Below are 25,571 nucleotides of genomic sequence, written 5' to 3'. Positions count from 1 at the left end.
CCTTCTCCTCTCTCTAAAATCTAAAATATAAAAACGGGTTAAAGCTGGCGTCTACCAAATAAGCAACGCATAGCGCAAACAACGCCATAAGGCCGATGCCAACCAAAATCGGTCGGTTTTCAAGGCGCTGGTAAATCTTTTTAATTATCGGCGTCGAGAAGAATACCGCTAAGACGAGGGTCGTTCCGTACTGAGAGAGCGCGTACTTGTAATCGTCTCCGCCATTTAAGGTGAACAAACTCTTGAGATGCGCCCCTAGGGCGCTGAGGTCTTCGTTGGCGAAGATCACCCATCCAATGAGCACGACAAACATGGCGTACACATGGGAGAACCCTCGGTACCGCTCTAGGCGCTTGAGCAAAAAGACTTTTTCCACAACTAAGAACAGCGCAAAGTAGAGGCCCCAAAAGATAAAATTCCAGCTGGCGCCGTGCCAAAACCCCGTTAAAAACCACACGATAAACAAGTTGAGCATTTGACGGCGCACCCCTTTTCGGTTGCCGCCCAGCGGGATGTAGACGTACTCTCTAAACCAACTGCCCAGCGTCATATGCCATCTGCGCCAAAACTCCGTAATGCTTTTGGACATGTAGGGGAAGTCAAAGTTTTTAGGGAATTCAAACCCGAGCATCTTGCCGAGGCCAATGGCCATTAGCGAGTACCCGCTGAAGTCGAAATAAATCTGAAAGGCGAAGCCGATAATCCCAATCCAAGCCAGTGGCGTAGACACTTGGTCGACGCCGAGGACAGTGACGTCGTTCCACAGTTGACCCATGGGATTGGCGATTAACACTTTGCTCGAAAGCCCCATAATAAAGTAGCGCACCCCTTCGGTCATCTGATCGAGGTTCATACGGCGTTGCTTCAATTCTCTTTGAACATCGACGTATTTGACAATAGGCCCTGCAATGAGCTGAGGGAACAGGCAGACGTACGCGCCGAAGTCGATGAGGTTCTTCTCCGGCGCCACCTTGCCCCTGAAGACGTCAATGGAGTACGACATCGTCTGGAAAGTATAAAAACTAATCCCCAGCGGCAGCGTAAGCGCCACAGGCGACAGTGAAAAACCGCCGATCCAATTGATGTTTTCAATAAAAAAATTGGTGTACTTAAACGTCAAAAGCAGCCCCATATTGGTGGCTACTGAAAGCGCCATAAATGCGTTTTTCTTAAATTTGGATTCCCGATACCGCGCCATGCCGTTGGAGGCTATGTAATCTACCGCGATGGAAAGGAACATAATTAAAACGTACTTGGGCTCTCCCCATGCATAAAAAATGAGGCTAACGAGCAACAGCACCCCATTTTTCATAAAACGGGGTGCTATATAATAAGCCAAAAGTGCCAATGGCATAAATCTAAATAGAAACATTAAGCTGCTAAATACCATGGGTTATTCAATCTCCTTAACCGTTTCATCAATGGCATCGACGGCGATTTGAACTTGCTCTTTGGCGTAGTCAAGTGCCTCTTCTTCGGTGCGCTCTGTCTCGTAGTCCATCGCTCCAAGCATGAGGAAAAAGACGTGGTCTTTAACTCTGTAAACTGTCGACGCGTTAACTTTTGCGATATTTGAAGGGTATTGAAGACTCTCCGATACCAGATTTTCTCGGTAGGCGTTTAGCGCTTCTTCCACCTTATCTGCTTGTCCTTCCTTGGCTCTAATGCCGATAAAGGTGTCCACATGGGCGCTCATCATCGGCCCTTCTGCAATGACTTTATCCACCATTTCGAGATCGATGCCGTAAATTTCCTGTAAGTACACATCGTCGATTGGCATACTCGGCATGTAATCTTCGCCATAAGCCTCTTTGACATTTCCATGTGCCATCAATAAGAAATCATCACCCAACGTCGCTTTGTCGTCATTCCCACCTGTACAGCCTACAAAAACCACAAGGGCTGTCAGAAGAACCAACACACTGGTCCACTGTTTCATCTTTTTCAAAATAAACCTCCTCCATATAACGGAAAGGCGCTCTCTCTATTTACGCCTTTCCCAAACGTTCATTAATTAGACGACGGGTTCTTATAAAAAGTTCCCTTTGAACGCATGCCATTGGTAATAAAGTGCCCTTTCGGCATCTCGTTTGGCGTACAGCGCCTGTTTGTAAGCGTAATAGGCGTCGTCTCTCTCAGCATCGGTTACCAGCCCGAGGCCGTGTCTGACTTTAGCCGCTTCGTAGTCCATCTCTGCCTTTTCAAACTTCAAAGTTTCAATACGCACTTGAGACCGCGCATTGAGACACGCGTTCCGGTCCACTAATGCATCGATGTACGACGTACGCTTAGTCTTTTCATAGGCTTCTTCTGCATCTGCCACGGCTTTTTTCACGTCGTAGTAACCCGTCGGCGACTCGTAGTAGCGCGCTTTGTCACTGAGCTGCGGCTTGCTGTTGTACATGTGCCGGTCGTAGACATCGAGTTTGTAGACGGCGAGGTCGTACGCCTCTTTTGCCGCTGTAACCGCTTCGGTCTGTTCGATTAACGCCATATCCACTTTAAAGGATTCAAGGGGGATATCGGTATTGACCAGTGACGGCAACTGCATTTCCTTATCGATGGTTTGATCCAAATACGCATTGATGGTCATCTGCTCCAGTGACAGTGCCCGCTCTGCGCGTTCTAAGGCGAGCGCCTCACTCTCTCTGGCGATTTCGTAGTTCTTTAGTACGGCTGCTGTTATGTAGCCTTTCTCAAACGCTTTTTCTTTAAGTTGGTAATCGGCCACTGCTTTGTCGTATGCCTTCTTCTGCTCGGTGACGTCCAGTTGTGCGTTTTTCAAACTGTAGTATTTCTTAGTCGCTTCCCAAGCGACTTCTTTCGATCTGTAGGCGATTTTGCGCTTCGCCTGCTCTATTGCCACAGCCTTCGCCTTGGGCTTGTATTCGAGGTCCATGTAAATGGCCACGTACGCGTCGGCGTCGTTGTGGATTTTGGAACGGTCTTTGTTGTCTTTTTCAAGTTTCTTCAGTTCCTCTTCTAAGATTTCGAGTTCCGCTTCCAGCGTTTTAGTGGTCGGATCGACTTCGACGGCTCTGTTGATAAATTGTGTAAGCGGGTAATAGGTGATGACTTCAGACGCATCTGCAAAAGCTGCACCGTTTATTAGGCACAGTACCAACAGGCACCATGCGAGGCCTCTTTTCTTCATTGTCCTTCTCCTTCAGTGGTTTTGCTATTTACAGTTATAAACTGTTCGACAGCCAGTTGATAGTCCGCCAGAGCTTGCATCACTTCATTTTGAAGCATTGCGGTATTGAGATACGCGCTTTCCAGTTGCAGCGCCGTTATCTGTCCCGATGCGCGTTGCGTTCGCTGCGTCTGATAAGTCGCCTGTGCGTTCTCAAGACGCAACTTGGCTACTTCCAGCGCTTCGCGCTTGCCTTCAATATCTCGGTAAGCGTCTCGTACGGAGATCTCGATTTCCGTTTTCAACGTTTCAAGCGCCTGCTTTGAATTTTGAGCTGTCAGTTCTGCACGGGCGCGGTCGGTGAGGTTGTAATACACTTCTCGATACAGGCGGTGCGCCTTTTCGTCACCTTCCAAACGATTTTCAGCTTTTAACACCGCCGTTTGCCCAGTCCGTGCAGAGGCGATGTAGGTGTCCACCGGCTCCAGCGGCGCGTGTGTCATCAAGCGGTAACTGTTGCGCCACTGAACAGGGGTCTCTACTTCTATGGCCAACATTTTTTTGAGCTGCAACTCGAGATTTTCAACCTGACGCGTCGTTATGGCCACTTCTTCTTCTAAAATAGCCGTTTCCTTTTCTTTGTGGGAAAGGGCATTTTGGGACACCTGTCCCAACGCGTATTTTTTTGTAACGCCCGCCAGTTCCCTCTGGGTTAACGCCAACCTCGCCTCCTGCACTTCGAGCAGGGCTTGAAGCTGTAAGAGGGTCGGGAGCACCCCGTCGATTTGCGCTGCAGCCGTTTCCCGAAGGCGGTCGCGATCGAGCTTTAGATTCGCGTATTGCGCCTCTAGCGTCGCCTCCTGTATGCGCATGGTATAAAAGCTGTTAAATTGCTCTTCATGATTTAGAAAAAAACTATCGGGCAGCCGATCGCCCATAAAAGAAACGATTTGATTGTAGTCGTCTTGAAAAGAGCGTTGTTCTGCCGCGGCATTGCGCACAGGCCAATAGGCGTCTTCAAAATCCGACAGCGCTCGATCCATTTGTTCGACGAGCCCGCCTTCGTTCAAAAGCCGTTCTATAGCGGTCTCTCTGTCTAGCGTCAGTTCATCTGCTGAAAAAACCGGCGCGCCCACCCCTGACAAGCAGAGTATCAAAACAGCGCAGACCCCTCTCTTTACTTTCTTTAACATGTCGCCTCCCCAATTGATTTCTTTAGCATTCCGCATCGCCTCTCGTTCCTATCAAATAAAGTTCCCAGCTGCTTTAGGCAGGCCCACATGGTGCATAGTCATGCGCCTTTAACGCCGTGGCCAACCTATGAGGGGGACTTGCTTTACTTGTGAACGCTATACGACATCAGTATAATAGGCGTCCATTGATTTGAACTTAAAAAATGATTAGCGTTTTATTAAATGATTCTTCTCTACTATTTTACCACAAATCACCGACCTTCTGCACCAACTGTCTGCAAGCATGACGCAGATTGTGGATTTCAAGAGATGATGACTGCTTTTTAGTTGTCATTTTTGTTAAATATTAGTGTTTTCTGGCACAAAAGAACCGTCCCTCTCGGAACGGTCTTTATCTCTTAATAAACTTTTGAAATTTGAAGGGCGAGATTTTTCACGCCGTTACCGGCGAGGTCGCGAATCTCAACTTGCTGTGTCACCACGTCGTATGGCGATACTTTGTCTCTATCGGCGGCATCGACGACGAGTTTTACGCTTCTGTCGTCTACGCGGATGTCGCTGATTTTAAAGTTGCCGATGCCAAAGGACAACAGGGACACCGTCTTTGGATCAATAGTCTCTGAAAATTGAATTTCGAGAACACCTGTACTTCTCGTATACGTCACGTAGTCGCCTACGACGCCGTCAAACGACGCCCGTCTCACAAACGGCGCCATCTTATCCTTTAGCACCACTGCAGGGGCATTGGGGTCTAGGGTCTCGCCGTATTGGTTCGTCGTACCGCCACCGGTTGCACGAACGCGCACCGCTTTAGGATCGCCTGTGAGGTCTTCCGATAACGTCAACAGCAGAACCGTCTCGCGGTTGTTCACTGTTTTGAATCCGTATTCAATCGCCTTGTACGTCTGGCCGTTGCCCTCAATGCGGAAGTCCGGCAGATTGACGGCGGTCACCACGTCGGAAATAACCACCTCAATTTGATTTCGACCCACTTGCGATGCCTCGACGAGGGTCATGTACCCCTTGCCCTCGAGTTTCACAGTCGTTGAAAACGCTTGGATGTAGTTGCCGATGGTGTCGGCGACGCGGCCGATTTCCACTTTTGAAGTCGACCCCGATGTGAAGTTGTAACCGCCTCTCACGTTGACCCCTGGGTAGTGGATCAACACAGAAGCCCCGTCGTCTACGCTCTCAATGCGCATTAAGCCCGCTTCGAGGCTGTCCAGCGCCTTGCCGTTGACGATGTATTTTTCCGCTTCGAGCACGGAGTGGGCACCTTCCTGTGCCATCGGCTCGTCAAAGCGCACTTTAATCATTTGATCGGCCTTGCCGGCGTTGTAGACGCGGGCAGACCACTTAGCGGGATCCGGCGGGGTCAAATCGCGCATTTCAAACGCGTACGACTGGGTGTCGATGACGTTTTCAGAGTAGTCCTTCACCCCTGAAATTTCAAGGGAATACGTGCCGTTGAGCGCTTCTAAAAAACTGATTTCAACTGAAGCGTCTTCCGCTCTGTAAATTACTGTGCTGACGAGATGGGTCACATCGTTGCCCTCAGCGTTTTTAAGTCGGTAATGTGCGCGGCTCTGCGCCTCGCCGTTTCGGTTGTAAAGCGGCTCCGAGAACGGAATTCGGACGCGCGTTTCCGTCACCGGCGTCACTTGAGTGAGCACCTTCGGCTTTACCGAATCCTTTTCAAGAGGCACTGTGATGTGCACCGTGCTGTTTTTGTTCCCCGCGTAGTCCTGAATGGCGTTTGGGTTTACCATGACGCCGTTGTTTCCGGGCATGAGCAGGTTCTTAGTAAAGGCCATTCTCAATCGGTTGCCGTCGACGTCTTTCATCGTTACGAGGCCGTCGACGACATTGGTTGAAACGCTGTGGTAATAAGCTGTTGGGCTGCTGTTGACAATTCGTATGTCTTCGCTAAAAATCAGCGTAACACCTGTCGGCGAAGCGTTTTCATACCCCACAACTGTCGGCGCCGTGTTGTCGGCGCTGTACGCCACTTCCATTTTCCCATCGGCCACGACGAAGTTGACATAGTCTTTAACAGTTTCCGTCGCTTCGATTTTCACCGTGTCTTTAAGGTCGGCGTACGTCTCGATTAACGCTTCCGTCTGACCTTTTTGAAGGGTTACCCCTTTGACGGAAACTTTGCCGTCGTTCACTTTAAACGACGTCGACGGCAAGGTCGGCGCCGTATCGGAAGCGTAGTTCCCCGACTGCTCCTGTCCGCTTATAATCGGTTCTGAAAAAACGACTTTGATAAAGCGCTTGCCCAGTATGTGTACGCCGGTAATTTTAGGCGGCACGTTGTCCAGCATGTTGAGCGTCAGCGTCTGCGCCTCTAAGACACCGCCTGTTTCAGATTTTAAATTGCGCACCTTCAGCGTTACATCAGCTTGCTGGAGAACCGGGCGATTGAGGTATAAAAACAACCGCTTCGCGTCTTTATCGTAAAGCACATCTTCGACTTTTAAGTCGTACATGCCCTTTGTGGTCACTTCATAGTTTTCAGCCTTTAACGCCTCTGTGGTGTTCAGCGGCGTGTTGGACTCGAGAACGATTTCTTTCAAACTGACGATGGTGCCCTTAGTCAGCTTCGGTGCCTTTGGCTTTTCAGCGGGCTTTTCAAGTTTGCCCAGTTCAGCGCCCAACGAGATTTCCTCGCCGTTGCGCGCGGTGTTCACCGCTTGCCACATGGCTTCAAACGCCTCGCCTCTGGAAATGGCTTCTGCATCCTCTGCCACGACCACTACGCCGAGGGTCATGAGGTCGTCTACCACAGTGGCCCAGTTCATATCGTAATTGAGCGCGTTCATAAGCATACTCGCCCATTCTTTGGCGGCAATGGGGTCTTTCGGCTTAAAGGTCCCGTCAGTGTACCCCTTGACCCAGCCCTTTTGCTGCGCATAGGAAATATACCCGTAGTACCACTGGTCTTTGGTAATGTCTTTAAATGACGTCGACGGCTTGTACTGCTGTGCCGACGACTTGAGCCCGTACATTTCGGCGACGAGGACACAGGCCTCTGCCCGAGTGAGCTGCTTGTCCACCATGAGCTCCCCTTTTTCGTTTCCCTGTACGAAACCGTATTCTTTTAAAAGTTCAGCACCTGTCTTGGGTGCCGCCACTGTCGGCACAGTTGCCAACACGACGACACATAAGAAAAGGGTTATCAATTTCTTCATTGTTGCCTCCCTATTTTTTTCTCAATCTGTCACTTGAAGTGCATTTAAAAATGCATCTTATTATAACATTTTAATATGCCGCTGAGGTTACCGTTACATTTCTTTTTTATGAAAAACACTTTTATCACGGTACATCTTAGACTCCGCCTTTGAAAAAAGTGCCGATACGTCGATGTGCGCCCCGGAGACGATTTCAAACCCGAGGGGGATAGACAGCGGAACGTACTCAAACACAAAGGCGTCGCAGGCGTGGCGAATTTTTGCCACCATGTTCTCCAGCTGTGTCGTCGTGGCATCTGCCACCATAATGGCGAACTCGTCGCCCCCCAGCCTGAACACCTCGTGCCCCTCTGCACACGCTGTGAGCATCTCCGCGGCGGTTTTTAAATAGGCGTCGCCCACGGCGTGCCCATAGTGGTCGTTAATGAGCTTCAAATGGTTCATATCTCCCATAATCAGCCCTAGAGCACCGCTCTTTTTCTCGGCGTATACAGCGGATATTTTGCTGAAGTACCGGCGGTTGTAAAGCCCCGTCAACGGGTCTTTGTAGCTTAAAAATTCAAGTGCTTTCGCCTTTTCGTTGATGATGTTTTTTTTCTGCGCGTTGGAAATGGCAATAGCCACATACGATGCCAGCGCCTTAATGACTTCAAAATCCGACGCCTTGTAAGCGTTCCGCTCGTAATGTTGAAGCGTCATCAACCCCACACAGCCCTCTTCTGTGGTCAGTCGACAAAAGATGATGCTCTGTGTGTCGACGCCCCTGGAGTTGCCAATGGGGACAAAGGTCTTTTTCGGCAGATACTGCTCGTAGACGCTGTCGAAATCGGCAATGTAGAGATCGGTTTCATTTAAAATGCAATAAGAGCCTAGGGAAGCGCCTTGATAAATGTCGATTTCGAGACATTCCAGCGGCTTGCCACCCTCTTCAAAATACTTGTAGCGAATCTTTTTTTCGGCGTCGTCGTAAACGGCGAGACCAAACAAATGCGCCTCGGCCAAACTGTACACCGACGTCCTCAAGATGCTGAATATCTCATCCATATCCATAGACGACGTGAGTTTTTGACCGATGGTGGTAATCAAAGACACGTTTTTCAGCGTGCGTTCGAGCTCCATTGTCTTGCTCTTTAAGGCGACGTTTCTGAGCTCGTGTATTTCCTCTCTATAGCGGAGCGCCTCGTCTTCAAAGCGCTTGTTAAACGTCTCGAGCAACGTCTCTTTCTTTTGCTTGTTCAGCGCAGAGCGCGTTTCATCGTAGAGTTTGTGGTAATCCAGCGCTTTCTTAAAATCGCCTCGGTCCTCATAGATTCTCGACAGGTAGTAAGACGCCTCTACCATTACCGGCATAGTCCCCCGTCGCTTGGCGCCATCTAGTGCACCGTGTAAATACCGTTCCGCCGCCTCGGCGTCGCCGAGTCTGTAATACGTCTCGCCGATGTTCCCCAGAACGACGATCCAATTGATGTGTTCTTGGTGGCCGTAATACGTTTTATAGGCTTCGTAGGCTTTAAAGAGATAGTCCAGCGCCTCTTCGAGACGGGCCTCTTCCAGCAGGGTGTACGCATAGTTGTTGTAGAGATCCCCCGCCATTTTACCGGCCGGCAGCTGATGGACGTGTGCCAGTGCCTCTTCGAGGTAGACTTTTGCCTTTTGGTTGTCCGACAAAACGCTGTAGACCGAGCCGAGGTGTATAAGTGCGCCGATGATGTATTCGAAATCGTCCAGCTCATAGCTCAACGTGTACGCCGCGTTAAATGCCTTGACGCTCTTTTCAAAGCGCCCCATTTCTCTAAACAAAACGCCTCGATTGATGTAGACGTAAAACCGATGCAGACAGCTGCCGCCTTTTTCAAAAAAAGTCAAAACGGCTTCAAAAATCTCATTGGCGCGCTCATAAGCGCCGCTGAGTAAAAACGCCCGCCCGAACAGAAGGCCTTCTTCTGCGGCTTCTAAAGTGCTGTAGGCACTTCGTTCATAGGTGTGCGCCTCTAAATACGACTTGGGATCGCTGTCTACAACGCGCAATTTCTCTTTGATGCTGTCCATGCCCCCTCCTTTCAGTAAAGACGGTTGTTTTTTCATTATATCATAAAACGCGTAAAACAAGCGTTCCGAACACCGGAGCACCTGCCAATTGTTCCCCATTATTTTTTGTGATAAGATGAAGTATAAAATTTGATCAAAAGAGGTCCGTATGAAAAAAAGATTCTTAAAGGGCGTCCTCGCCCTACTCGTTGTGGCAATTGCCCTCGTAGCCGGTTTTTTTGCGTTTCTCACGATTTTTAATCCTGTGCACGCACCTATAGAACCCCTAGAAGTGACCCGTTTCGACAACCCGACACTGGAAACCGATGTGGCCTATACGGCGACGACGTTTAACATCGGCTACGGCGGTCTGGGGACAGATGCCGATTTCTTTGCAGACGGCGGCAAGAGCGCGCGCGCCATCAGTGCCGACATCGTCGACGCGAACTTGGAGGGCATCGAGGCGTTTATCGCTTCTGAAGACGCCGATATATACCTGCTTCAAGAGGTCGATGTTCGCGCCTATAGAAGTTACGACCGAGACGAACTGACGCGCCTAAACACCCTTTTGAGCACCTATGACAGAACGTTTACTTACAATTACAACGCCCTTTGGGTACCTGTTCCGCTCTTCGACCCGCTGGGCTATTCCAACTCGGGGCTTGCCACATACGCCAAATACACCATTGGAAGCGCCGCCCGACACGCACTGGACGGTCAACCGGACTGGCCAATGGTCTTAGCCGAACTCGACCGCTGTTTTTCGGAACACGTACTCCCCGTTGAAGGCGGGAAGAAACTGTACCTCATCAACCTCCACCTATCGGCCTACGATAAGGGCGGCGTTCTTCGAACCCAGCAGATCGAACATCTCAAGCGCTACATGAACGCGTTGTACGATGCGGGACACTACGTCGTCCTCGGCGGCGACTTCAATCAGCAACTCAACCCCACTCAAATGCGCGATGCCGAGTTTATGGAAAACTGGCCGACATGGCTGGAAGCTATCCCCGGCGACCTCGTAGAGTCCGGCTTTAAATGGGCCTACGATACCGATGTCAACACTGTGCGGGATTTAAAAACCGCCTACAAAAAAGGTGAGACTTTTGAAGCCACCATCGACGGCTTTCTCGTCTCACCAAATGTTCAAATCGACGCCATCACAGGGCACGACTTAGGGTTTGTCCACAGCGATCACAACCCGGTGACCCTAACTTTCCGATTAAAGTAACGCCCGTTTAAACGCCGATGCCTTATGGGCGTACATCCTCGACTCCGCTTCGGAAAACGCGTGTTCAAAAGCCGTACTGGCCGCTTCTTTCACGGCGTAGCCCAGAGCGATAGATAGGGGCGTGCCCATAACGCTCTCCTGAGAGAAGCTCTCCTGTATGGCGTCCAGATACCCGATTAAATCCGCTTCTGTTACCTCGGGTAAAAGCAGGGCAAATTCATCGCCTCCTATGCGGTAGAGCAAGTCGTCTTGGGCAAATGCCCTCAAAAGGTCCCCCGCCCGACGGATGTACCCGTCCCCCACGAGGTGTCCCAGCGTGTCGTTAATCTGTTTCAGGTGATTGAGATCGCCGACGATAACACCGAGGCGACGGCTTTCGTAGTCGGCGATGTCCCGCGTAAACGCGCGCCGATTGCGCAGCCCTGTCAGCGAGTCCCTGAAGCTGAGGTACTCCAGACGCTGCGCCTCCCTTTTGATAATTGCATGCTTACGCGCATTTTCTATTGCAATAGCCACAAATCCCGCCAATGTTTTAAACACTTCAAAATCCGCTTCATTAAAAGCGTTGGCTGCGTAACTCTGTATGGAGATGATGCCGATGCAACGCCCTTCTATCAAGAGGCGGCTCACCAATATAGACCGACTGTGCCGCGCCATATTCCCATGCGGGTTGTAAGGCGCCTCTTCAAAGTACACCGTGTATTCCACATCGAAGTTTTTAATAAAAATATCGCATCCGTCCACGACGGCGTAAGCCCCGAGTCCGGAGGCGTCGTCCACAGATCTCGACACTTCGGGAAGGCGTTTCCCCCGTTCTTCAAAGTACGCGTAAGTGAGCTCGTTTTTTGACGCGTTGAGCAGTGCCAAATACACCACGTCCACTGACTCGTCTACAACCACAGCATCTCTAAACAATTTGTAAATCGCGTCGTTGTCTGTCGTCGACACGAGTTTGCGACCGACTTCTGAAACCCGTCCCAAGTGTTTGAGCGTCTCTTGCAGACGTTTCGTCCGGTTTTCAAGGGCCGTGTTTCGAATCACGTGACGCCCCTGTGCCACCAGTTTTTCCTGATGGTCGGCGGCGTTTTTTATGGTGTGACGATCGCCCCGTTCTTCCTCTTGACGGTTTAGGGCGGCGCTCTCTTTGTAATGGGCATATGCCGACGCGTAATCGCCTTCGAACTCGGCAATTTTTGAGAGGTAGAGATGGGCGGCGTTTTTTAGAAAGAGAATGTCTTCGCGCTGAGCATAGGTCAGACACGTTTCATAGCACGCCTTTGCGGCGCGAAACGCCCCCATTTTAAAATAGAGTTCCGCGATGTTGATTTCCAAAATCAATCGGTTCACATTGCTGTAGTCGGTGTACAGTTGGTCCACCATCTGCTTGGCTTTTACATAGTAGATCATCGCCTCTTCCAGGCGGTTGTTTTCAATGAGGGCGTAGGCGTAGTTGTTGTAGAGGTGGCTGAGCAAGCGCGTGTCTTTCAGCTGATTTTCGTAAGTGGCGGCTTTTTCGTAATACTGCAGGGCACGTGTGCCGTTGCCCATTTCTATGTATATGGAGCCGAGGGTCACCAGCGCTTCTATCACGTAGGAAAACGCGGCGAGGTCATAGCTCACATCTAAAGCGTACTCGCTGTAGTTCAGGGCGATATAGGGCGCCTGCACTTCTCTATAGGCAATGCTGAGGTTCAGTGCCGCGTAAAAAGCCGCTTCAGAGGCCTTTTGACTCTTATAGGCTTCAAAGCAATCCGTCAGTGGCCCAATCGCCTCTTCGTGCCGCCCGACCAACAGGAGAGCGCGACCAAACAAGAGGGCGTCAATGCCCTCCTGTGTCTTCTCCTCAGTCATCTCAGTACACACGTCAAGGTATTTTCTTGGATGCGCTTCCACTTCGCGAATCAATTGCCTTACGTTCATTGCACCACCTCAGCTCATTTATTCAGCGTCGAACCACTTGATAACAGGCTCTTCTTCACAGAAGACAAAGCCGTCGTATCCACTCTTTTGAAGCTGGTCAATCTGCTTGCCGAGCTTTTTCTTCGCCTTAAACAGCGAGACGATGTCATAAGCCGTTCTAAACTCTTCCGACAGACGCATCACACATTTGAGGTCACAGTCTTCTCTGTAGAGTAGCGCGATTTTTTTGCCCGTGGCAATAGCTCTATTTTCTTCCAGCAAGATGTCTATAATGCGTTCAAAGCCAATGGAGAAGCCCACCGCTGGGACATCTGAACCGATGAGCTTGCCAATCATCTTATCGTATCGGCCGCCACCTGCAATAGCGTACCCCAGCGAGCCGTATGTCACTTCGAAAATAGTGCTCGTGTAGTAGCCCATGCCCCTGACCAGTGTGTGGTCGAATTCAATTTTAAAACCGTCTTCAAATTCGCCGACCACTTCCTTAATCGCCTTGAGGTTGTCGTACCCCTCTTCTGAAAGTGTGCGAACACCTTCCAGCCCCTCGCGTGACACTTTTTCATTCAGCGCCATCAACGCTTCAATCGGCGCTTCCGGGTACCCTTTTTTCAAAAGTTCCTTTCGGATGCCCTCTACCCCTACTTTGTCCAGTTTGTCCAGTGTAATGGCGACATCGGAGAAAGCGGCTTCCTCAAAGCCCGCTGCCATACACAGTGCCTTCAAGACGCGTCTGTCGCCGATTTTAATCGTAAAATCTTTAAGATTTAAAGTTTTAAGGGCCTTGGCAATGGTTAGGATAATTTCCATTTCAGCCATATTCGTTTCGTCGCCAATAACGTCGATGTCGCATTGGGTAAAGCAACGGTAACGCCCTTTTTGAGCGCGTTCTGCTCTAAAAACCGGTCCCATTTGAATGGCCTTAAAGATGTTCGGCAGTTCGTTTTTATTGTTGGCGTAATAGCGCACAAGTGGCAACGTGAGGTCGAATCGAAGCCCCATGTCCGCGAGGTCGTCCTCCGTTTTCCCATCTTGAATCTTCAGTTTGTCGCCGCGCTTCATCACCTTAAAAATCAACTTGGTGTTCTCGCCGCCGTCGCCGCCGGTGAGGTTTTCGATGTTTTCGAGATAAGAGGTCTCAATTTCAGTAAAGCCACTTGCTGTGTAGACCTTTCGGATAGCGCTCATCACGTATTCTCTAACAGCTTTCTCTCTCGGCAAAAAATCGCGCATGCCGCTCGGTGGTAATTTTGTCTTCATCTCTATGGCCTCCTTACGATACTTGGGTTACTTTTCTAATAATGCCTAACGGCGTCTGTTCGTGATCCTGTCCAAGTGGGTTGTCTTTTAAAATCTTGACGAGCTTTTCGCGGTCGATAGAAGCGTCTGAAGCGCCGAGGATCACCCCGTCGAGATCGTTGATGTCGACGACAGCTACCTGCGCCCCAATCAATTTTGAAAGCGTTTTAGCCACTTCGTCCGGCGCTTCCGGTCCGAGAACCACATAGGTGTTGTACGGCGGCAGTGTGTTCGGCGTCGGTCCGTCGATGGATTGCGCCTTGTATCCCGCCACGTCGTAAAAGACGCCGCGCTTGCCAAAGAGCTTGGTCACCGCACTGAGGAAAGACGCGTACAAGATGCGCGGCGTCCCCACTTCTCTAAGGGCCATCTCCATGGTCTCCGGCATGCCGAGACCGATACCCGCAGGCGTCTTTGTGACAAAACGCGCCAGCAAAGTCGCCAGTTTTCTCGGCTGAATGTCCTTTACCGGGATGGCGCGCCCCTGTGTGATGGCGACGATTTTTTCACTGACAAATAAGAGATCACCTGCTTCCAGCTGCCCCTCCGTATATTGTTTTACCACATCTTCAAGGCGGTCTTCGCGCATGACGACATGGGTTTTAATCGGGATTCTCAGGTATGTTTCGTTTTCAATTTGAACTTCCGGGTGTTTTTTGCGTCGATTTGATTCACTCATATTAAGCCTCCGAGCCTTTTGATTATTCCCATTATACCTTGAAAAAATCAAAAAATCAAAAGAAACACAGCCCCTTTCGGATGCTGTGTCTCCTGAAATTTCTTTATTGATTTAAAGACTCCACTTCGTAGCCCATCTCTGTCAAATTCTTGAGGATAGAAGCTTTTCCGGTGTAGTGTCCCGCACCGACCATGACGAAGTACGTCGCTTCTTCACCACTTTTGAGAAGTTCGTCGATTCTCGATGCCATGTACACATCGCGTTCACCGAAGAGCATGTTGGAAACTTCATCAGTCCCTTGAGAAGCTTGGAAAGACTCTGTAAACGCCTTTTCATCGCCCGCCTGCCAGTACGCCAGCCACTGAGTGATGAGGTCGCCTGAGTTCTCGCCTTCTTCCTCTGCCGATTCCGGTGTCAATAGGGCGTCGAGCACTTCATTTAAACGCTTTTCGTTGCCTTCTTGGCTCAATGTATCGAAAAATCCCGCCTGTTTTACAAGGCCTTCGAGTTCTACAACCGGTTTGCCCATGAGGTTTGCCGTGTTCATAAAATACGTGTCGATGGCAAGCTGTGCACCTACAGAGGCTTTAGCGTTTTCAGCCCCCGACTGTTCAGCATTCAAAACACTGCTCAAAGAGTTGATGATGTTCCAAACTTTCACTTTTTCTACTTGTTGCGCAGTCTGCCCATATTTTTGAAGAACCGTATCCAATTTTGCATACGTCTCTTCAGAAATGTAGTCTTTAATGGTTTCATCACCTGAGTAGACCATCACTTCTTGAAAAGCCGCAATCTGCTCAGGGCCCATTAACGCCTCTACCACGAGGGCATCGGCTTCACCAAACGCCTGCATGACTTCTTCGTCCATTGGATACGTTTTATAGTTTGCCGCATGGATTGAACCGAGCATGTAAACGGTCACATCGTCTTTAGACACTTTCCACAGTAGGCCTTTAGCGTCTTTGTCCAGTTCTCTAATGACGTTTTCCAGCAGACGCTTGCCCATAATCACCGCTTCTTGCGTCGAGCAAACTGCGTCGAGGTCAAGCCCTGCCGCAGTGCCTTTTAACACTTGACGCGCTTTGAGCGCTTCGACGCTGTCGTCGGCGCCTGCCAGTCCGTGTGCCTTGAGAATATCGTAGTAAAGTGTCACCACGTCTTCACGTGTATAAGGCGCTTCAATCGCCGTAAACGCGTACGCTTCATCGGCTTTTACGCCCGCTTCTTCCAATCTGTAGAAAAAGCCCTCTTGAATGTACGCGAGTTCTTCTGCTTTCACTTCCCCTAAAAAGCCCTGTGTGTACCAATCGATCTTGTGGATGCCGTAGCGTTCTACTTCGTTGAGTTCGGCCACCGCCCAAGGACTGACTTCTACATCGGCTGCAAATGCCGGCACCACGCTGAAAATCAACACGAGGCTCAATAACAATGATCCTATTTTTTTCATGAAACCCTCCCAGTAATTTTGTGTGAAACTTATATCTAAAACACATTATAGCACTTTTCTAACGCCCTGCACGTCAGCGGTGCGAATTTTAATAATCTTTTAAGAATTCACGCGACAAGGTCTCGATTATTTTATTTGCATAACCTTTCGAAGGGTGGGTAATAAATGAACAACTACGCGATTTTTAAGGAGGTGTTTTCGTTGAAATCCCCGTTCAAGTTGTTCGTACTCGCATGCGCCCTCATACTCGTCACCCTCTCCTATGGGTTTTCACTCTCCACCGACCTCGACCTCTACACCAAAGAAGTCCTCGTCATCCAGTCTTACCAAAGAGATTATGCCCATACGGTTCAAATGGAAAGCGGCATTGAAAGCTACTTTAAAAGTTCAGATGAAAAAGTCCGGTTGCGCTACGAGTACCTCGATACCAAAAACAGCAACAACCCGCTGCACTTGGAGGCCCTTGCAGACATTATGGCAGACAAGTACAGAACCCTCGACCTCGACGGCGTTATTTTAGGTGACGACGACGCGCTCAGGTTTTACTTAACCTACAAAGACCGTCTGTTCGACGAGGCACCGCCTGTTGTGGCAACAGGGATCACGACATTGGCCCCCTACGACCCTATTGACGAAAACATGGTTTTAATAGAAGAAAAGCCCGATATTAAGAAGACGGTTCAAACTGCGCTCAGGCAAAATGCAGCTCACGGCATTCAAACTTTGAATTTTATCTACGATCAATCGACAACAGGCGCTTTGATGCGGGAGCGCGTCGAGACGTTGACGCTGAAAAATTTTACGGCATACAGTGTGAACCACTACGACGACCTCACCCCGGAAGAGCTGAAAACTCGCATTGATAACGCGGCGCTCACTGAATTGTTTTTCTTCGTGGTCTACACCAGCGACCGCAACGGCAAAGCTTACAAGTACGATGAAGTCCCCCTGTACATAACGAAGCGCGCACCTACGCCCATCTATACTTTTTGGGAGTTCTACATCGGTACCGGCGTCGTCGGCGGTCATGTCGCCTCATCGGCGCTTTACGGTGAACTGGCGGCTGAAGTCCTCGTCAAGCAGTGGCAGTCGATTCCCGTCCCCGCGCTGCTCTATGAGACGGGAGAACGGCAGCGGTACGTGTTTGACGCACCGGTTATCTCCCGCTACAACATCCGCCACATTCCCGATGGCGCCGTCGTTCTCAACGCACCGCAGTCCTATTTTCAAAAGAACAGGGTGCTCATTATCGCCTTTGTCTTAGTGGTTGGCGCCATGGCCACGGTCATCGGCTTGCTCACCTATGGCCTTAGACAAAAACAGGCCGTCTACGACAAAACCAAAGAAATCGCGCGGCTCAACTTCGATATTATTGAAACCCAAAAGGATATTATCGCAAGACTGGGAGATGTCATCGAGACCCGCTCGCACGAAACGGCAAGTCATGTGAGCCGCGTCGCAGAAGTCTCCTGCCTGCTGGCGAGAGCTTACGGCCTCACAGATGCCGACGCCAAGATGCTACAAACCATCTCCCCTATGCACGACGTGGGGAAAATCGGCATCGCTGAGACCATTCTCCACAAACCGGGAAAACTCAGCGAAGAAGAATTTGAAATTATGAAGTACCACACGCAAATCGGCTATGAAATCCTCAAGAGCGGCGACAAGGAGATGCTGCACTACGCCTCCCTTGTGGCCCTTGAACACCACGAGCGATGGGACGGCTCCGGCTATCCGGAAGGCAAAAAAGGTGACAACATCCACATTTTTGCCCGTATTACCAGCATTGCAGACGTCTACGATGCCCTGAGGAGCAACCGCGTCTACAAGGCGTCTTGGCCGGTGTCAAAAGCGGTGGACTACCTCAAAGAAGAACGCGGCAAATTCTTTGAACCCAAACTCGTCGACCTCTTTTTAGAAAACCTCGACGCCATAGAAAGAATCCGCGAAAACAACCACTTCGACGACTCAAAAAAAATTCACACCTTCCTAAAAAACATCGCTTCAGGGCGCACATAAAACACCCGCCCCGTATTGAACATTAAAAAGGCCCCACTGTGACGATTGACGTTCACAGCGGGGCTTCTCTTATGAGATGGCTATTACTTCACCGGAATTAATAATTTTTGTCCGGTAACGATAAAGTTTGGATTTTCAAGGTTGTTGTACGTTGCAATTTCTTGATACGTCATGTTGTATTTTGCCGCAATTTTCCAGAGCACATCTCCTGATTTTACGACGTAGACCACAGGTTCTTTCTCAGTTTCACCAGTGTCCGGTTTCTCCGTCTCACCTGTATCCGGCTTGTCTGTCGGCTCGTACGCCATAATGTAGTCTGCCGCTACCGCTTCGATTGTGCCCGCTTCTTTAATGGCTTCCACGAGGACATCTCTAACTGGGATATACGTTTCGACCACATTTCGCGCATTTGAGAAATCGTAGCTGTCGCCGCCTGTGAACATAAAGTCGTTCACCACAACGGTGTAGTACGCGTCCATATCCAACGGTGTCCCGTCTGGTAAAGTGATTGAAACCACTCTGTTCTCAAACTCTTTTTCTTCGTCGTAAACCACTTTGAGACCGGCAAACTGACCGTCGCCGATGTCCGGGTTTAAGATGCCGTGGTCAATGGCCGCTTTAAGGTCTTTGCCCGGCAATTCAAATGTAACGAGCATGTTGTCAAACGGCATGATTTCATACATGTCGCCCATGGTGATGGTGCCTTCTTCAAGCGTTCTTCTCAAGCCGCCGCCATTTTGAATGGCCACTTGCACACCTGTTTTTTCAATCATTACTTCCGATACCCATCTGCCCAGAGGCGTCACGTTCGGAATGCTGCGTTCATGCGTAAATTCGCCTTTTGCAGTACCCACCACTTCGTTGAGTACCGGTTCCACTTCTTTAGCGTACTTCTCGAAAAGTGCTGTATCTTCTGCCATTGGCAAGATGTCCACTTTTCTAACGCCAATTGGGTCAATCGACGGTTCAATCATTTTAACTTTGCCATCTTCAAGTGTCAACGTCAGCACGCCGAGCATTCTGCCGTAAGCTTTTGCTTGAACGATAGGCACTTCGTTGACATAGCCTGAAACTTCTTGATGACTGTGCGCCGAAACAATTGCATCGAGACCAGTGACCTTTTCTGCAATCGTCGCCGCATTGCCTGTAATCACACCAGACGCTTTGTCTTGAGCTGAATCGATGTGTGTCAATGCGATAATGACGTCAGGCGTTCCCTCTTCGGCCTTGCCTGCTTTTAAGTAATCTACCCAAGTTTGTGCCGCTTCTGACGGATCTCTAAACTCGATGCCTTCGACATACTCTGCCTTTGTAAGTACAGAGGTCTCAGGATGCGCCAATCCGATAAATGCGATTTTAACGCCGTTTTGTTCTACAATTAAGTAAGGTTTTGCCCAAGTGACGGGTTCGTCTGTTGTCGTGTCGTAAATGTTCGATGCCAAGAACGGGAAACCGCCGTCTTCTTGCCACTGAGCCATCCACTTGACGCCCCAGTCGAACTCGTGATTGCCCACTGCAGAGGCTTTGACGTCCATCGCCTTCAACATTTCAGAGACGGGCTTGCCATAGAGCAAGTTGGACATGGCCGAGCCTTGGTAATTGTCGCCTGCTGAGACGAAAATCGTGTTGGGATTTTCTTCTTTAAGCGCTCTTGCCGCCGCAATCATTTTGACCATACCGGCGTTTCTGCCTTCTCTCGTATCCTCGGCCAATGCGCCGTGGAAATCGTTAAAGGTTACGATTTTAATGGTGTCCGCTGCATCGGTGGTTTCGGCATAAACGCCCACCGGCATGGCAAACATCCCCACGAGTACCGCCACGAGTAACAGTGAAGACCATTTTTTTAGAAATGCATTTTTCACGATTGTACCTCCATAAATTTGTCGAAAATTTAATCTTCGCATAGTAAATTATATCACTTCCGCGTGGTAAGCACCACATCATATGTATACTCTTGTGGAGAACTTACAAACATTTTATTTTCATTTTACACGGTTTTCCATTGTCTTTTTAAAAGGGTACTTTGTACCTTTTAGAAAGACAACAAACGGGCGCTTGCGTTAACAGGCGCCCGTTTGCTCTTTATTTTTATAGTGTCGTGGCAACGTCAGACCGTTCGCTTCCGTGCACGGCAAAATACTGACGACGATGCATTTTTTACTTGTGAACGGTACAGGACGCTGATTTCAACCACAGTGCCGGACGAACGCCGCCGCAGTTGTCACCGGTTAACGGGTGAACCGTTTTGCTGCTGTACCGGAAGGTACCGTTCCCCTGAATGCCTATGTTGCCATCGCCGTGGACGTACACCGCCCGCTTGTTGTCTCGACCGGGAGACCGTAGCCACCACCACCATGAACAGTCTTGGAAAGTCGCCCTGCGCTTACAGTTGTTGGCGTCTTTCTTTTGAAACCAATACCTCTGTTTGGCGCTGCGGTTGTCGAGATTTTTACGGCTGTCGCCAAAATAGTGACACACCGCTTCCTCAATACTGAGAAGAAAGATGGCGTCTCGGGTATCGCCGCCACCTGCGGAACCGTACCACGGGTTGTCGGCGTTTCGGTTGACCACCCATTGGATTCTGGACTGCTCCTCCGCTGTGAACGCGTTGTAAAAGTCGTGGTTCAGAACCTTTCTTAAAGAACAGTCTCGCCAAGTCACCTCGCCGGCGCAATCGTTATACGGCAGCTGTCCGATGATTTGCTCCGTCATGATTAAAGCCATGTCCCCTCGTTCCTTAAGAACCCGCCATTGATACCCTCCAAACGTTATCACCGTTTTCCCCCTTCCTCTACTGAAACCCTTCAGTAAACAATATACCCCGGCGTCTGCGGGGGGACACCTGTGGTCATAAAATCAGGTGCAACAATTTTAACCGACTCACCTTCCACCAAAGCTTTTTGATAAAATGTCGTTTCCAATGAGGTATGAACGATTAGAGCGCTTTCCGTAGCGGTGTCTTCCAGCGATTTTACAAGTTTGAGCGAAAGGGTTCCGTCACTGTCTACAGTAACCGTTTCAACAATCCCTTCATGAATGCGATTGGCACCTTCCGACCGGTAAACGCGTCCCTCACTTACGACAATCGGCTCTTGAAGCACCGCTTGCAGGTATTCTATTGGGACATAACTTTTTCCCGCTGCCCCATAAGGCGATTGGCTCAAAGCCATTCCCGAATCGCCATACTGATTTTTATCCATGACAATCGCCGTTTTAAAAGCTTCTTTTCTGACGACAACTGTTTTTTCTTTTGACAGCCACTGGAGTTCATACCCCATGGCCTCTAAAGTGGTGCGGACCGGTACCATTGTCACGTCCAGTCGTTCCACAGTTTCAATGGGTGCCGCCTTCTGCGCAAAGGCACAACCGACGCTTAAGCCCACTGCGAGCACGAAGCTCAAGAACACTTTTCCTTTCAAAATACGGACTTCCTTTCTCCTATTCCAAGACCTCAAGGTCTCTAATGTCTTAATTTACCTATGCCCTTTACCCCTTGAGTTAAAGCTCTAAAAAAAGGTTTTTCCCACTTACAAAAATGGAAAAAACCAGTGTTTTCGTGCACAAAAGAACCGTCCCTAAAGGAACAATAAACAAGCGGCTACGACCCAACAATAAGCCGTAAACACTGCCAATTTGCCATTTTCAACAACGGACTTAAACAGCTTGTAGCCGACGATCGTCGCAAAGAAGCCCGCGACAAACATATAGCCGTACTGTGCGGTATTCGCCTTAAAATGTGCCGAAGCCATTAAATCGCCGAAACCGAGCAACATGCTGCCGAAACCGATCGGCAAGTACAGCAGGAACGAAAAACGAAAAGACGTGTCTCTGTTGAGTCCCAATAACAGCGCCGTTACAATTGTCGCACCTGAGCGCGATACCCCTGGGATAACGGCCAAAGTGCCCTGAATGGCGCCGATAATCAGCGCATCTTTATAGGTCATCTGAGAAAAGTCTCTGAGTCCCTTGCGCTTGCGCACCACAAACAGCATCGCTCCAGTCAGCGTCAAGAAGAGTGCGATACTCGTCATGCCACTGAAATACGCATCGATTAGGTCTTTCATTGTGAAACCGACCACCATTGCCGGAATCGTCCCCACCACAATGTAGAGTGCCATTTTAAAGTTCACCTTATACGCGTCTTTACGCGTCCCGATAAACATAAAAAAGTCTCTGATAATGGCGATAACATCTTTACGCGTCAAAAATAAAATAGCTAAGAATGAAGGAAAATTTAAAAACACTTCGAAAATAATCCCCGGCGTCTCTACCCCCATTAAAAAAGCAGCTATTTTCGTCTGCGCACTGGAAGAGACCGGAATCGGTTCTGCAAACCCTTGAATAATCCCCAAAATAATGGCTTGAATTGTCGTCATATTAACCTCCTTGTGCTGTTTGACGATTCATTATAACACAGTTTTGCTTCGTATGTTATAATTTATCTTAATACACAAGGAGGCATTTATGACCTATACAACTTTACTGTTTGATGCAGACGACACGCTCTTCGATTTTAAAGCATCTGAAAGCGCCGCACTGAAAGAGACTTTTGAAGCGTTCGGCGTTCCCTATACCCCTGAAAATCGGACAGCTTACGAAACCATTAACAGCGCCTTATGGGCCGCCCTTGAAAGCGGCACCATTACACAAGAGCGCATCAAAGTAGAACGCTTTTCAAAGTTGCTCGACCAAGTCGGCGTTGCCCAATCGGCTGAAGACATGGCTGCGGCGTACATCGAGGCACTGGGGCGGCAGTCCATTCTACTGGACGGCGCCGAGGCACTGGTGGCAAAACTCTCTAAGACGCACCGACTCGCCATTGTCACCAACGGTCTGACAAAAGTGCAAGAGAACCGGATTGCCAAATCCATTATCGCCGGATACTTTGACGCCATCGTCATCTCTGAAAGCATCGGCGTTTCAAAGCCCGATCCCGCCATCTTTGAAGCGACTTTCCGTCAGCTGGGCATTTCCGATTTCAAACGTGTTCTCATGATCGGCGACAGCCTGACCAGCGACATCAAAGGCGCCCACAACGCCGGGCTCCACAGCGTTTGGTTCAACCCTCAGGGCCTTCCGAACACGAGCGATGTACACCCGACTTACGAAGTCCGCAACTTTGAGGCGCTCGAAACTGTGGTCTGTGGCTAAAAACGTATAAACGCTGCCCTAAAAAGGCAGCGTCTACATTTAAGTATGTTTAATATGGGCACCGACTTCCACATCCATGCGCTTGATGTGATTGACGAACCATCCCGAAATCAACTTGTTCAGATCGATGGCATTTTTTGCCGACGTCGGGTCGGCTTTTATGCGCATTGACAAATCTGACAGCTGGTTCACAAAATACTTGTGGCTCGCTTGATGTTCTGCGAGTTTCGGATAACCGTGCTGACGCTGAAGCCGCTCTTCTTCTTCAAAGTGCGTTTTCACATAGCGGTTTAAGAAATCCACTGTCTGCATAATCTGATTCCGGTCGTTGCCTTTCATCATACTTTCGCTCAACTCTCGAGCTTTTTCAATAATCATCTTGTGATCTCTATCGATTTTAGAGTGGTTAATCTTCAAGCGATCGTCCCATTTATAAAAATCCATTCCATCACCTCCATCAGAAATTTACCCGCGGTTTATACAGCTAAACAGTATTTGTCTAAAAATTCAGTCACTCGGTTTGCCTTGTAATAAGAACGGGTAAATACACCTTGTAACTTCTTTTTTAATTAAAACAATATGAGGAGACCTATATGATCAAACGCCTTGCCCTAATAGCCGTCCTATGCCTTCTGAGTGCCGCACCGTCTTGGGCGGATGTGTTCTCATTTGAAGCCGCCAACGACTACAGTGCAGACAACCTGTACCAGCTGTCAAAACGCCTTGTGGAGACGTATCCGGACTACCTCGAACTGTCGGTTATCGGCTTTTCCACCGACCGCCTCCCCATTTACGCGCTGACGTTAACCGACCGCTCCAAAACAGGCATCAAAAAACACCTGCTCGTGGAAGCCGGGCTACACGCCAGAGAACAATACAACCCATTTTTGGTGCTGAAAACACTGGAAGCTTACTGCCTTGCACTGACAGAAGGCGACGGTACATACGAAGGCTTTCCGCTGAGGACTTTGCTTGGGGAAACAGTGCTTCACGTGATCCCACTCTCCAATCCCGACGGCTACAACGTCGCCAAGTACGGCGCCGACAAAGTCAACTACGCCGATTTCGTGCAGACGCTGACACAGCCGGCGCGTTTTAAAGGCAACCTCAACGGCGTCGATCTCAATCGGAATTTTCCCGACGCGTACTACGACGCGGCGCTCGGCGACTGGGTTGACCGATGGGCGACATATGCGCCAACCCACCTCTTAAAAGGGCCTTCACCTGCCAGTGAAAAGGAGACGCAAGTCCTCATGGCCTATATGAACGCTTACAACTTTCAAGCCTATCTCAGCTATCACAGCATGGGGCGGGTCCTCTACTACTACAACACACATCTCGGCGAAGAACACGCGGCGCTTTCGACCGCCTATGTCCGCCAGATAGAAGCGGTCACCGGTTATCGCCCATACAAAGGGGACGCCGGAGACTACGGGTATTCGACGCACTACTTTAAAAACGAGACGTTAAAACCCGCCATTGTCGTGGAGACGCATGGCTACAGCGGTTTCCCGACGCCACACAAGTATTTTAAAAGCGAGTACGACACCTATCACCTCGACCGCATTCCGCTTACGCTCCTAAAGGCGGTGGCCGAGCGGCCTTACGACACCTACAAGCTCTACAAAGACGGGGCATATGTCCGCGATTACAGTTCAAAGATCTATGCCGAAGCCATAGCAGAGCGCGACGGCGGCAGGGTGTTTGCGTACGACGGGAACCCTGTTGAAACACTGACGCCGACGCACACCACAACACTGGATTTTGGGGAGACCGCTGTCGTCGTCTCTGAGGTGCTGCATGCTGAAGAGGGCCTTTACCTACCGGTTAAAAACACCTTTGAAGCCCTCGGCTACACCGTCTACTATTACGCCCCTGACCGCGAACTGCGTATGACGCAACCGGGGGATACCTTTAAACTCCCGGTGGACGCTTTAATCGACGGCAAATACTTGCCGCTGTCGCAGCTGGAGGCGCATCTGCCGCCTTTGTCCGCTGCAATTAAAGGCGCAGCCGACGGCTACTGGCTCCTGCCGACGCCGTAATCTAGTGTCCTGTAGCGTTCACCATTAAAAAACTGCCATCGACTTTACATCATTATCCCGCATTGTCGTCGATAATTTGCCTTGCACGGATACAGATTATCTGCATTTTGAATTCAATCTCAACGAGACAGAACACTAGGTCTTTTGGCATATTATGCTTTTGTCTTGTCTTTTTTAAGTGTTTTTTTATATTTTCAAACAAAAAATATGTTATCATAGAGCAGTGCCAAACCTT

At 49.6% G+C, this 25,571-nt stretch carries 19 protein-coding genes; 4 read left to right on the top strand and 15 right to left on the bottom strand.

Annotated elements, in window-relative coordinates:
• Positions 1-13 precede the first annotated feature (13 nt).
• The 6 genes from ACR6HW_RS11300 to ACR6HW_RS11275 form a co-directional block, all read right to left on the bottom strand.
• Positions 14-1,390: an MBOAT family O-acyltransferase gene (locus ACR6HW_RS11300; protein ID WP_455727831.1), complete on the bottom strand. Its 1,377-nt coding sequence runs from the start codon at positions 1,388-1,390 to the stop codon at positions 14-16.
• Positions 1,391-1,393: 3 nt separating this feature from the next.
• Positions 1,394-1,939: a DUF4358 domain-containing protein gene (locus ACR6HW_RS11295; protein ID WP_455730882.1), complete on the bottom strand. Its 546-nt coding sequence runs from the start codon at positions 1,937-1,939 to the stop codon at positions 1,394-1,396.
• Positions 1,940-2,029: 90 nt separating this feature from the next.
• Positions 2,030-3,154, bottom strand: coding sequence for a hypothetical protein (locus ACR6HW_RS11290; protein WP_455727830.1), 1,125 nt, complete (start codon positions 3,152-3,154; stop codon positions 2,030-2,032).
• Positions 3,151-4,326 (bottom strand): TolC family protein, encoded by a 1,176-nt coding sequence (locus tag ACR6HW_RS11285; protein ID WP_455727829.1) that lies wholly within the window; start codon positions 4,324-4,326, stop codon positions 3,151-3,153. Before ACR6HW_RS11285 ends, ACR6HW_RS11290 begins: the two co-directional genes overlap by 4 nt.
• 398 nt (positions 4,327-4,724) lie before the next feature.
• Positions 4,725-7,520: an S-layer homology domain-containing protein gene (locus tag ACR6HW_RS11280; RefSeq protein ID WP_455727828.1), complete on the bottom strand. Its 2,796-nt coding sequence runs from the start codon at positions 7,518-7,520 to the stop codon at positions 4,725-4,727.
• Positions 7,521-7,613: 93 nt separating this feature from the next.
• The gene (locus ACR6HW_RS11275) at positions 7,614-9,569 is read right to left on the bottom strand and encodes a sensor domain-containing diguanylate cyclase (protein ID WP_455727827.1); all 1,956 of its coding nucleotides are present in this window, start codon (positions 9,567-9,569) and stop codon (positions 7,614-7,616) included.
• Positions 9,570-9,717: 148 nt separating this feature from the next.
• Between ACR6HW_RS11275 and ACR6HW_RS11270 the strand changes: the two genes are divergently transcribed.
• On the top strand, positions 9,718-10,779 hold the full coding sequence (locus ACR6HW_RS11270) for an endonuclease/exonuclease/phosphatase family protein (protein WP_455727826.1): 1,062 nt from the start codon (positions 9,718-9,720) through the stop codon (positions 10,777-10,779).
• Here the strand turns inward: ACR6HW_RS11270 and ACR6HW_RS11265 are convergent.
• From ACR6HW_RS11265 to ACR6HW_RS11250, 4 genes are all read right to left on the bottom strand, one after another.
• Positions 10,771-12,699, bottom strand: coding sequence for a sensor domain-containing diguanylate cyclase (locus ACR6HW_RS11265; protein WP_455727825.1), 1,929 nt, complete (start codon positions 12,697-12,699; stop codon positions 10,771-10,773). The genes ACR6HW_RS11270 and ACR6HW_RS11265 overlap by 9 nt on opposite strands.
• 18 nt (positions 12,700-12,717) lie before the next feature.
• The gene (hisS, locus tag ACR6HW_RS11260) at positions 12,718-13,956 is read right to left on the bottom strand and encodes a histidine--tRNA ligase (RefSeq protein ID WP_455727824.1); all 1,239 of its coding nucleotides are present in this window, start codon (positions 13,954-13,956) and stop codon (positions 12,718-12,720) included.
• Between the two features lie 13 nt (positions 13,957-13,969).
• Positions 13,970-14,674: a coenzyme F420-0:L-glutamate ligase gene (locus ACR6HW_RS11255; RefSeq protein WP_455727823.1), complete on the bottom strand. Its 705-nt coding sequence runs from the start codon at positions 14,672-14,674 to the stop codon at positions 13,970-13,972.
• 103 nt (positions 14,675-14,777) lie between these two features.
• Positions 14,778-16,121, bottom strand: a complete 1,344-nt coding sequence (locus ACR6HW_RS11250) for a TraB/GumN family protein (RefSeq protein ID WP_455727822.1) — start codon at positions 16,119-16,121, stop codon at positions 14,778-14,780.
• A gap of 201 nt (positions 16,122-16,322) precedes the next feature.
• On the opposite strand from ACR6HW_RS11250, the gene ACR6HW_RS11245 reads away from it, so the two are divergent.
• Entirely contained in the window at positions 16,323-18,140 is a 1,818-nt protein-coding gene (locus tag ACR6HW_RS11245) for an HD domain-containing phosphohydrolase (protein ID WP_455727821.1), read from the top strand.
• 83 nt (positions 18,141-18,223) lie between these two features.
• Here ACR6HW_RS11245 and ACR6HW_RS11240 read toward each other — a convergent pair whose 3' ends face one another.
• The 4 genes from ACR6HW_RS11240 to ACR6HW_RS11225 all read right to left on the bottom strand — a co-directional run bounded on the left by ACR6HW_RS11240 (position 18,224) and on the right by ACR6HW_RS11225 (position 22,516).
• The gene (locus tag ACR6HW_RS11240; protein ID WP_455727820.1) at positions 18,224-20,002 is read right to left on the bottom strand and encodes a 5'-nucleotidase C-terminal domain-containing protein; all 1,779 of its coding nucleotides are present in this window, start codon (positions 20,000-20,002) and stop codon (positions 18,224-18,226) included.
• A 295-nt stretch (positions 20,003-20,297) separates the two neighbouring features.
• Positions 20,298-20,915 (bottom strand): DUF6273 domain-containing protein, encoded by a 618-nt coding sequence (locus ACR6HW_RS11235; protein WP_455727819.1) that lies wholly within the window; start codon positions 20,913-20,915, stop codon positions 20,298-20,300.
• 29 nt (positions 20,916-20,944) lie between these two features.
• On the bottom strand, positions 20,945-21,559 hold the full coding sequence (locus ACR6HW_RS11230; protein ID WP_455727818.1) for a stalk domain-containing protein: 615 nt from the start codon (positions 21,557-21,559) through the stop codon (positions 20,945-20,947).
• A 156-nt stretch (positions 21,560-21,715) separates the two neighbouring features.
• Entirely contained in the window at positions 21,716-22,516 is an 801-nt protein-coding gene (locus tag ACR6HW_RS11225) for an undecaprenyl-diphosphate phosphatase (protein ID WP_455727817.1), read from the bottom strand.
• A gap of 88 nt (positions 22,517-22,604) precedes the next feature.
• Here ACR6HW_RS11225 and ACR6HW_RS11220 point away from each other — a divergent pair, with 88 nt between their 5' ends.
• Entirely contained in the window at positions 22,605-23,291 is a 687-nt protein-coding gene (locus ACR6HW_RS11220; RefSeq protein WP_455727816.1) for a YjjG family noncanonical pyrimidine nucleotidase, read from the top strand.
• 39 nt (positions 23,292-23,330) lie between these two features.
• Here the strand turns inward: ACR6HW_RS11220 and ACR6HW_RS11215 are convergent, their stop codons facing one another.
• Positions 23,331-23,735, bottom strand: coding sequence for a bacteriohemerythrin (locus tag ACR6HW_RS11215; RefSeq protein ID WP_455727815.1), 405 nt, complete (start codon positions 23,733-23,735; stop codon positions 23,331-23,333).
• Positions 23,736-23,884: 149 nt separating this feature from the next.
• Between ACR6HW_RS11215 and ACR6HW_RS11210 the strand changes: the two genes are divergently transcribed.
• Positions 23,885-25,336, top strand: a complete 1,452-nt coding sequence (locus ACR6HW_RS11210; RefSeq protein ID WP_455727814.1) for a M14 family zinc carboxypeptidase — start codon at positions 23,885-23,887, stop codon at positions 25,334-25,336.
• The last annotated feature ends 235 nt before the right edge of the window (positions 25,337-25,571 follow it).

It is taken from the genome of Fusibacter sp. JL298sf-3 (genome assembly GCF_053842995.1).
This window is presented reverse-complemented; position numbering and strand designations above follow the sequence as displayed.

Bases quoted from the DNA above. Each gene is read 5' to 3' on its own strand.
- ACR6HW_RS11300 (WP_455727831.1), bottom strand. From the start codon at position 1,390: ATGGTATTTAGCAGCTTAATGTTTCTATTTAGATTTATGCCATTGGCA.
- ACR6HW_RS11295 (WP_455730882.1), bottom strand. From the start codon at position 1,939: ATGAAACAGTGGACCAGTGTGTTGGTTCTTCTGACAGCCCTTGTGGTT.
- ACR6HW_RS11290 (WP_455727830.1), bottom strand. From the start codon at position 3,154: ATGAAGAAAAGAGGCCTCGCATGGTGCCTGTTGGTACTGTGCCTAATA.
- ACR6HW_RS11285 (WP_455727829.1), bottom strand. From the start codon at position 4,326: ATGTTAAAGAAAGTAAAGAGAGGGGTCTGCGCTGTTTTGATACTCTGC.
- ACR6HW_RS11280 (WP_455727828.1), bottom strand. From the start codon at position 7,520: ATGAAGAAATTGATAACCCTTTTCTTATGTGTCGTCGTGTTGGCAACT.
- ACR6HW_RS11275 (WP_455727827.1), bottom strand. From the start codon at position 9,569: ATGGACAGCATCAAAGAGAAATTGCGCGTTGTAGACAGCGATCCCAAG.
- ACR6HW_RS11270 (WP_455727826.1), top strand. From the start codon at position 9,718: ATGAAAAAAAGATTCTTAAAGGGCGTCCTCGCCCTACTCGTTGTGGCA.
- ACR6HW_RS11265 (WP_455727825.1), bottom strand. From the start codon at position 12,699: ATGAACGTAAGGCAATTGATTCGCGAAGTGGAAGCGCATCCAAGAAAA.
- hisS (WP_455727824.1), bottom strand. From the start codon at position 13,956: ATGAAGACAAAATTACCACCGAGCGGCATGCGCGATTTTTTGCCGAGA.
- ACR6HW_RS11255 (WP_455727823.1), bottom strand. From the start codon at position 14,674: ATGAGTGAATCAAATCGACGCAAAAAACACCCGGAAGTTCAAATTGAA.
- ACR6HW_RS11250 (WP_455727822.1), bottom strand. From the start codon at position 16,121: ATGAAAAAAATAGGATCATTGTTATTGAGCCTCGTGTTGATTTTCAGC.
- ACR6HW_RS11225 (WP_455727817.1), bottom strand. From the start codon at position 22,516: ATGACGACAATTCAAGCCATTATTTTGGGGATTATTCAAGGGTTTGCA.
- ACR6HW_RS11220 (WP_455727816.1), top strand. From the start codon at position 22,605: ATGACCTATACAACTTTACTGTTTGATGCAGACGACACGCTCTTCGAT.
- ACR6HW_RS11215 (WP_455727815.1), bottom strand. From the start codon at position 23,735: ATGGATTTTTATAAATGGGACGATCGCTTGAAGATTAACCACTCTAAA.
- ACR6HW_RS11210 (WP_455727814.1), top strand. From the start codon at position 23,885: ATGATCAAACGCCTTGCCCTAATAGCCGTCCTATGCCTTCTGAGTGCC.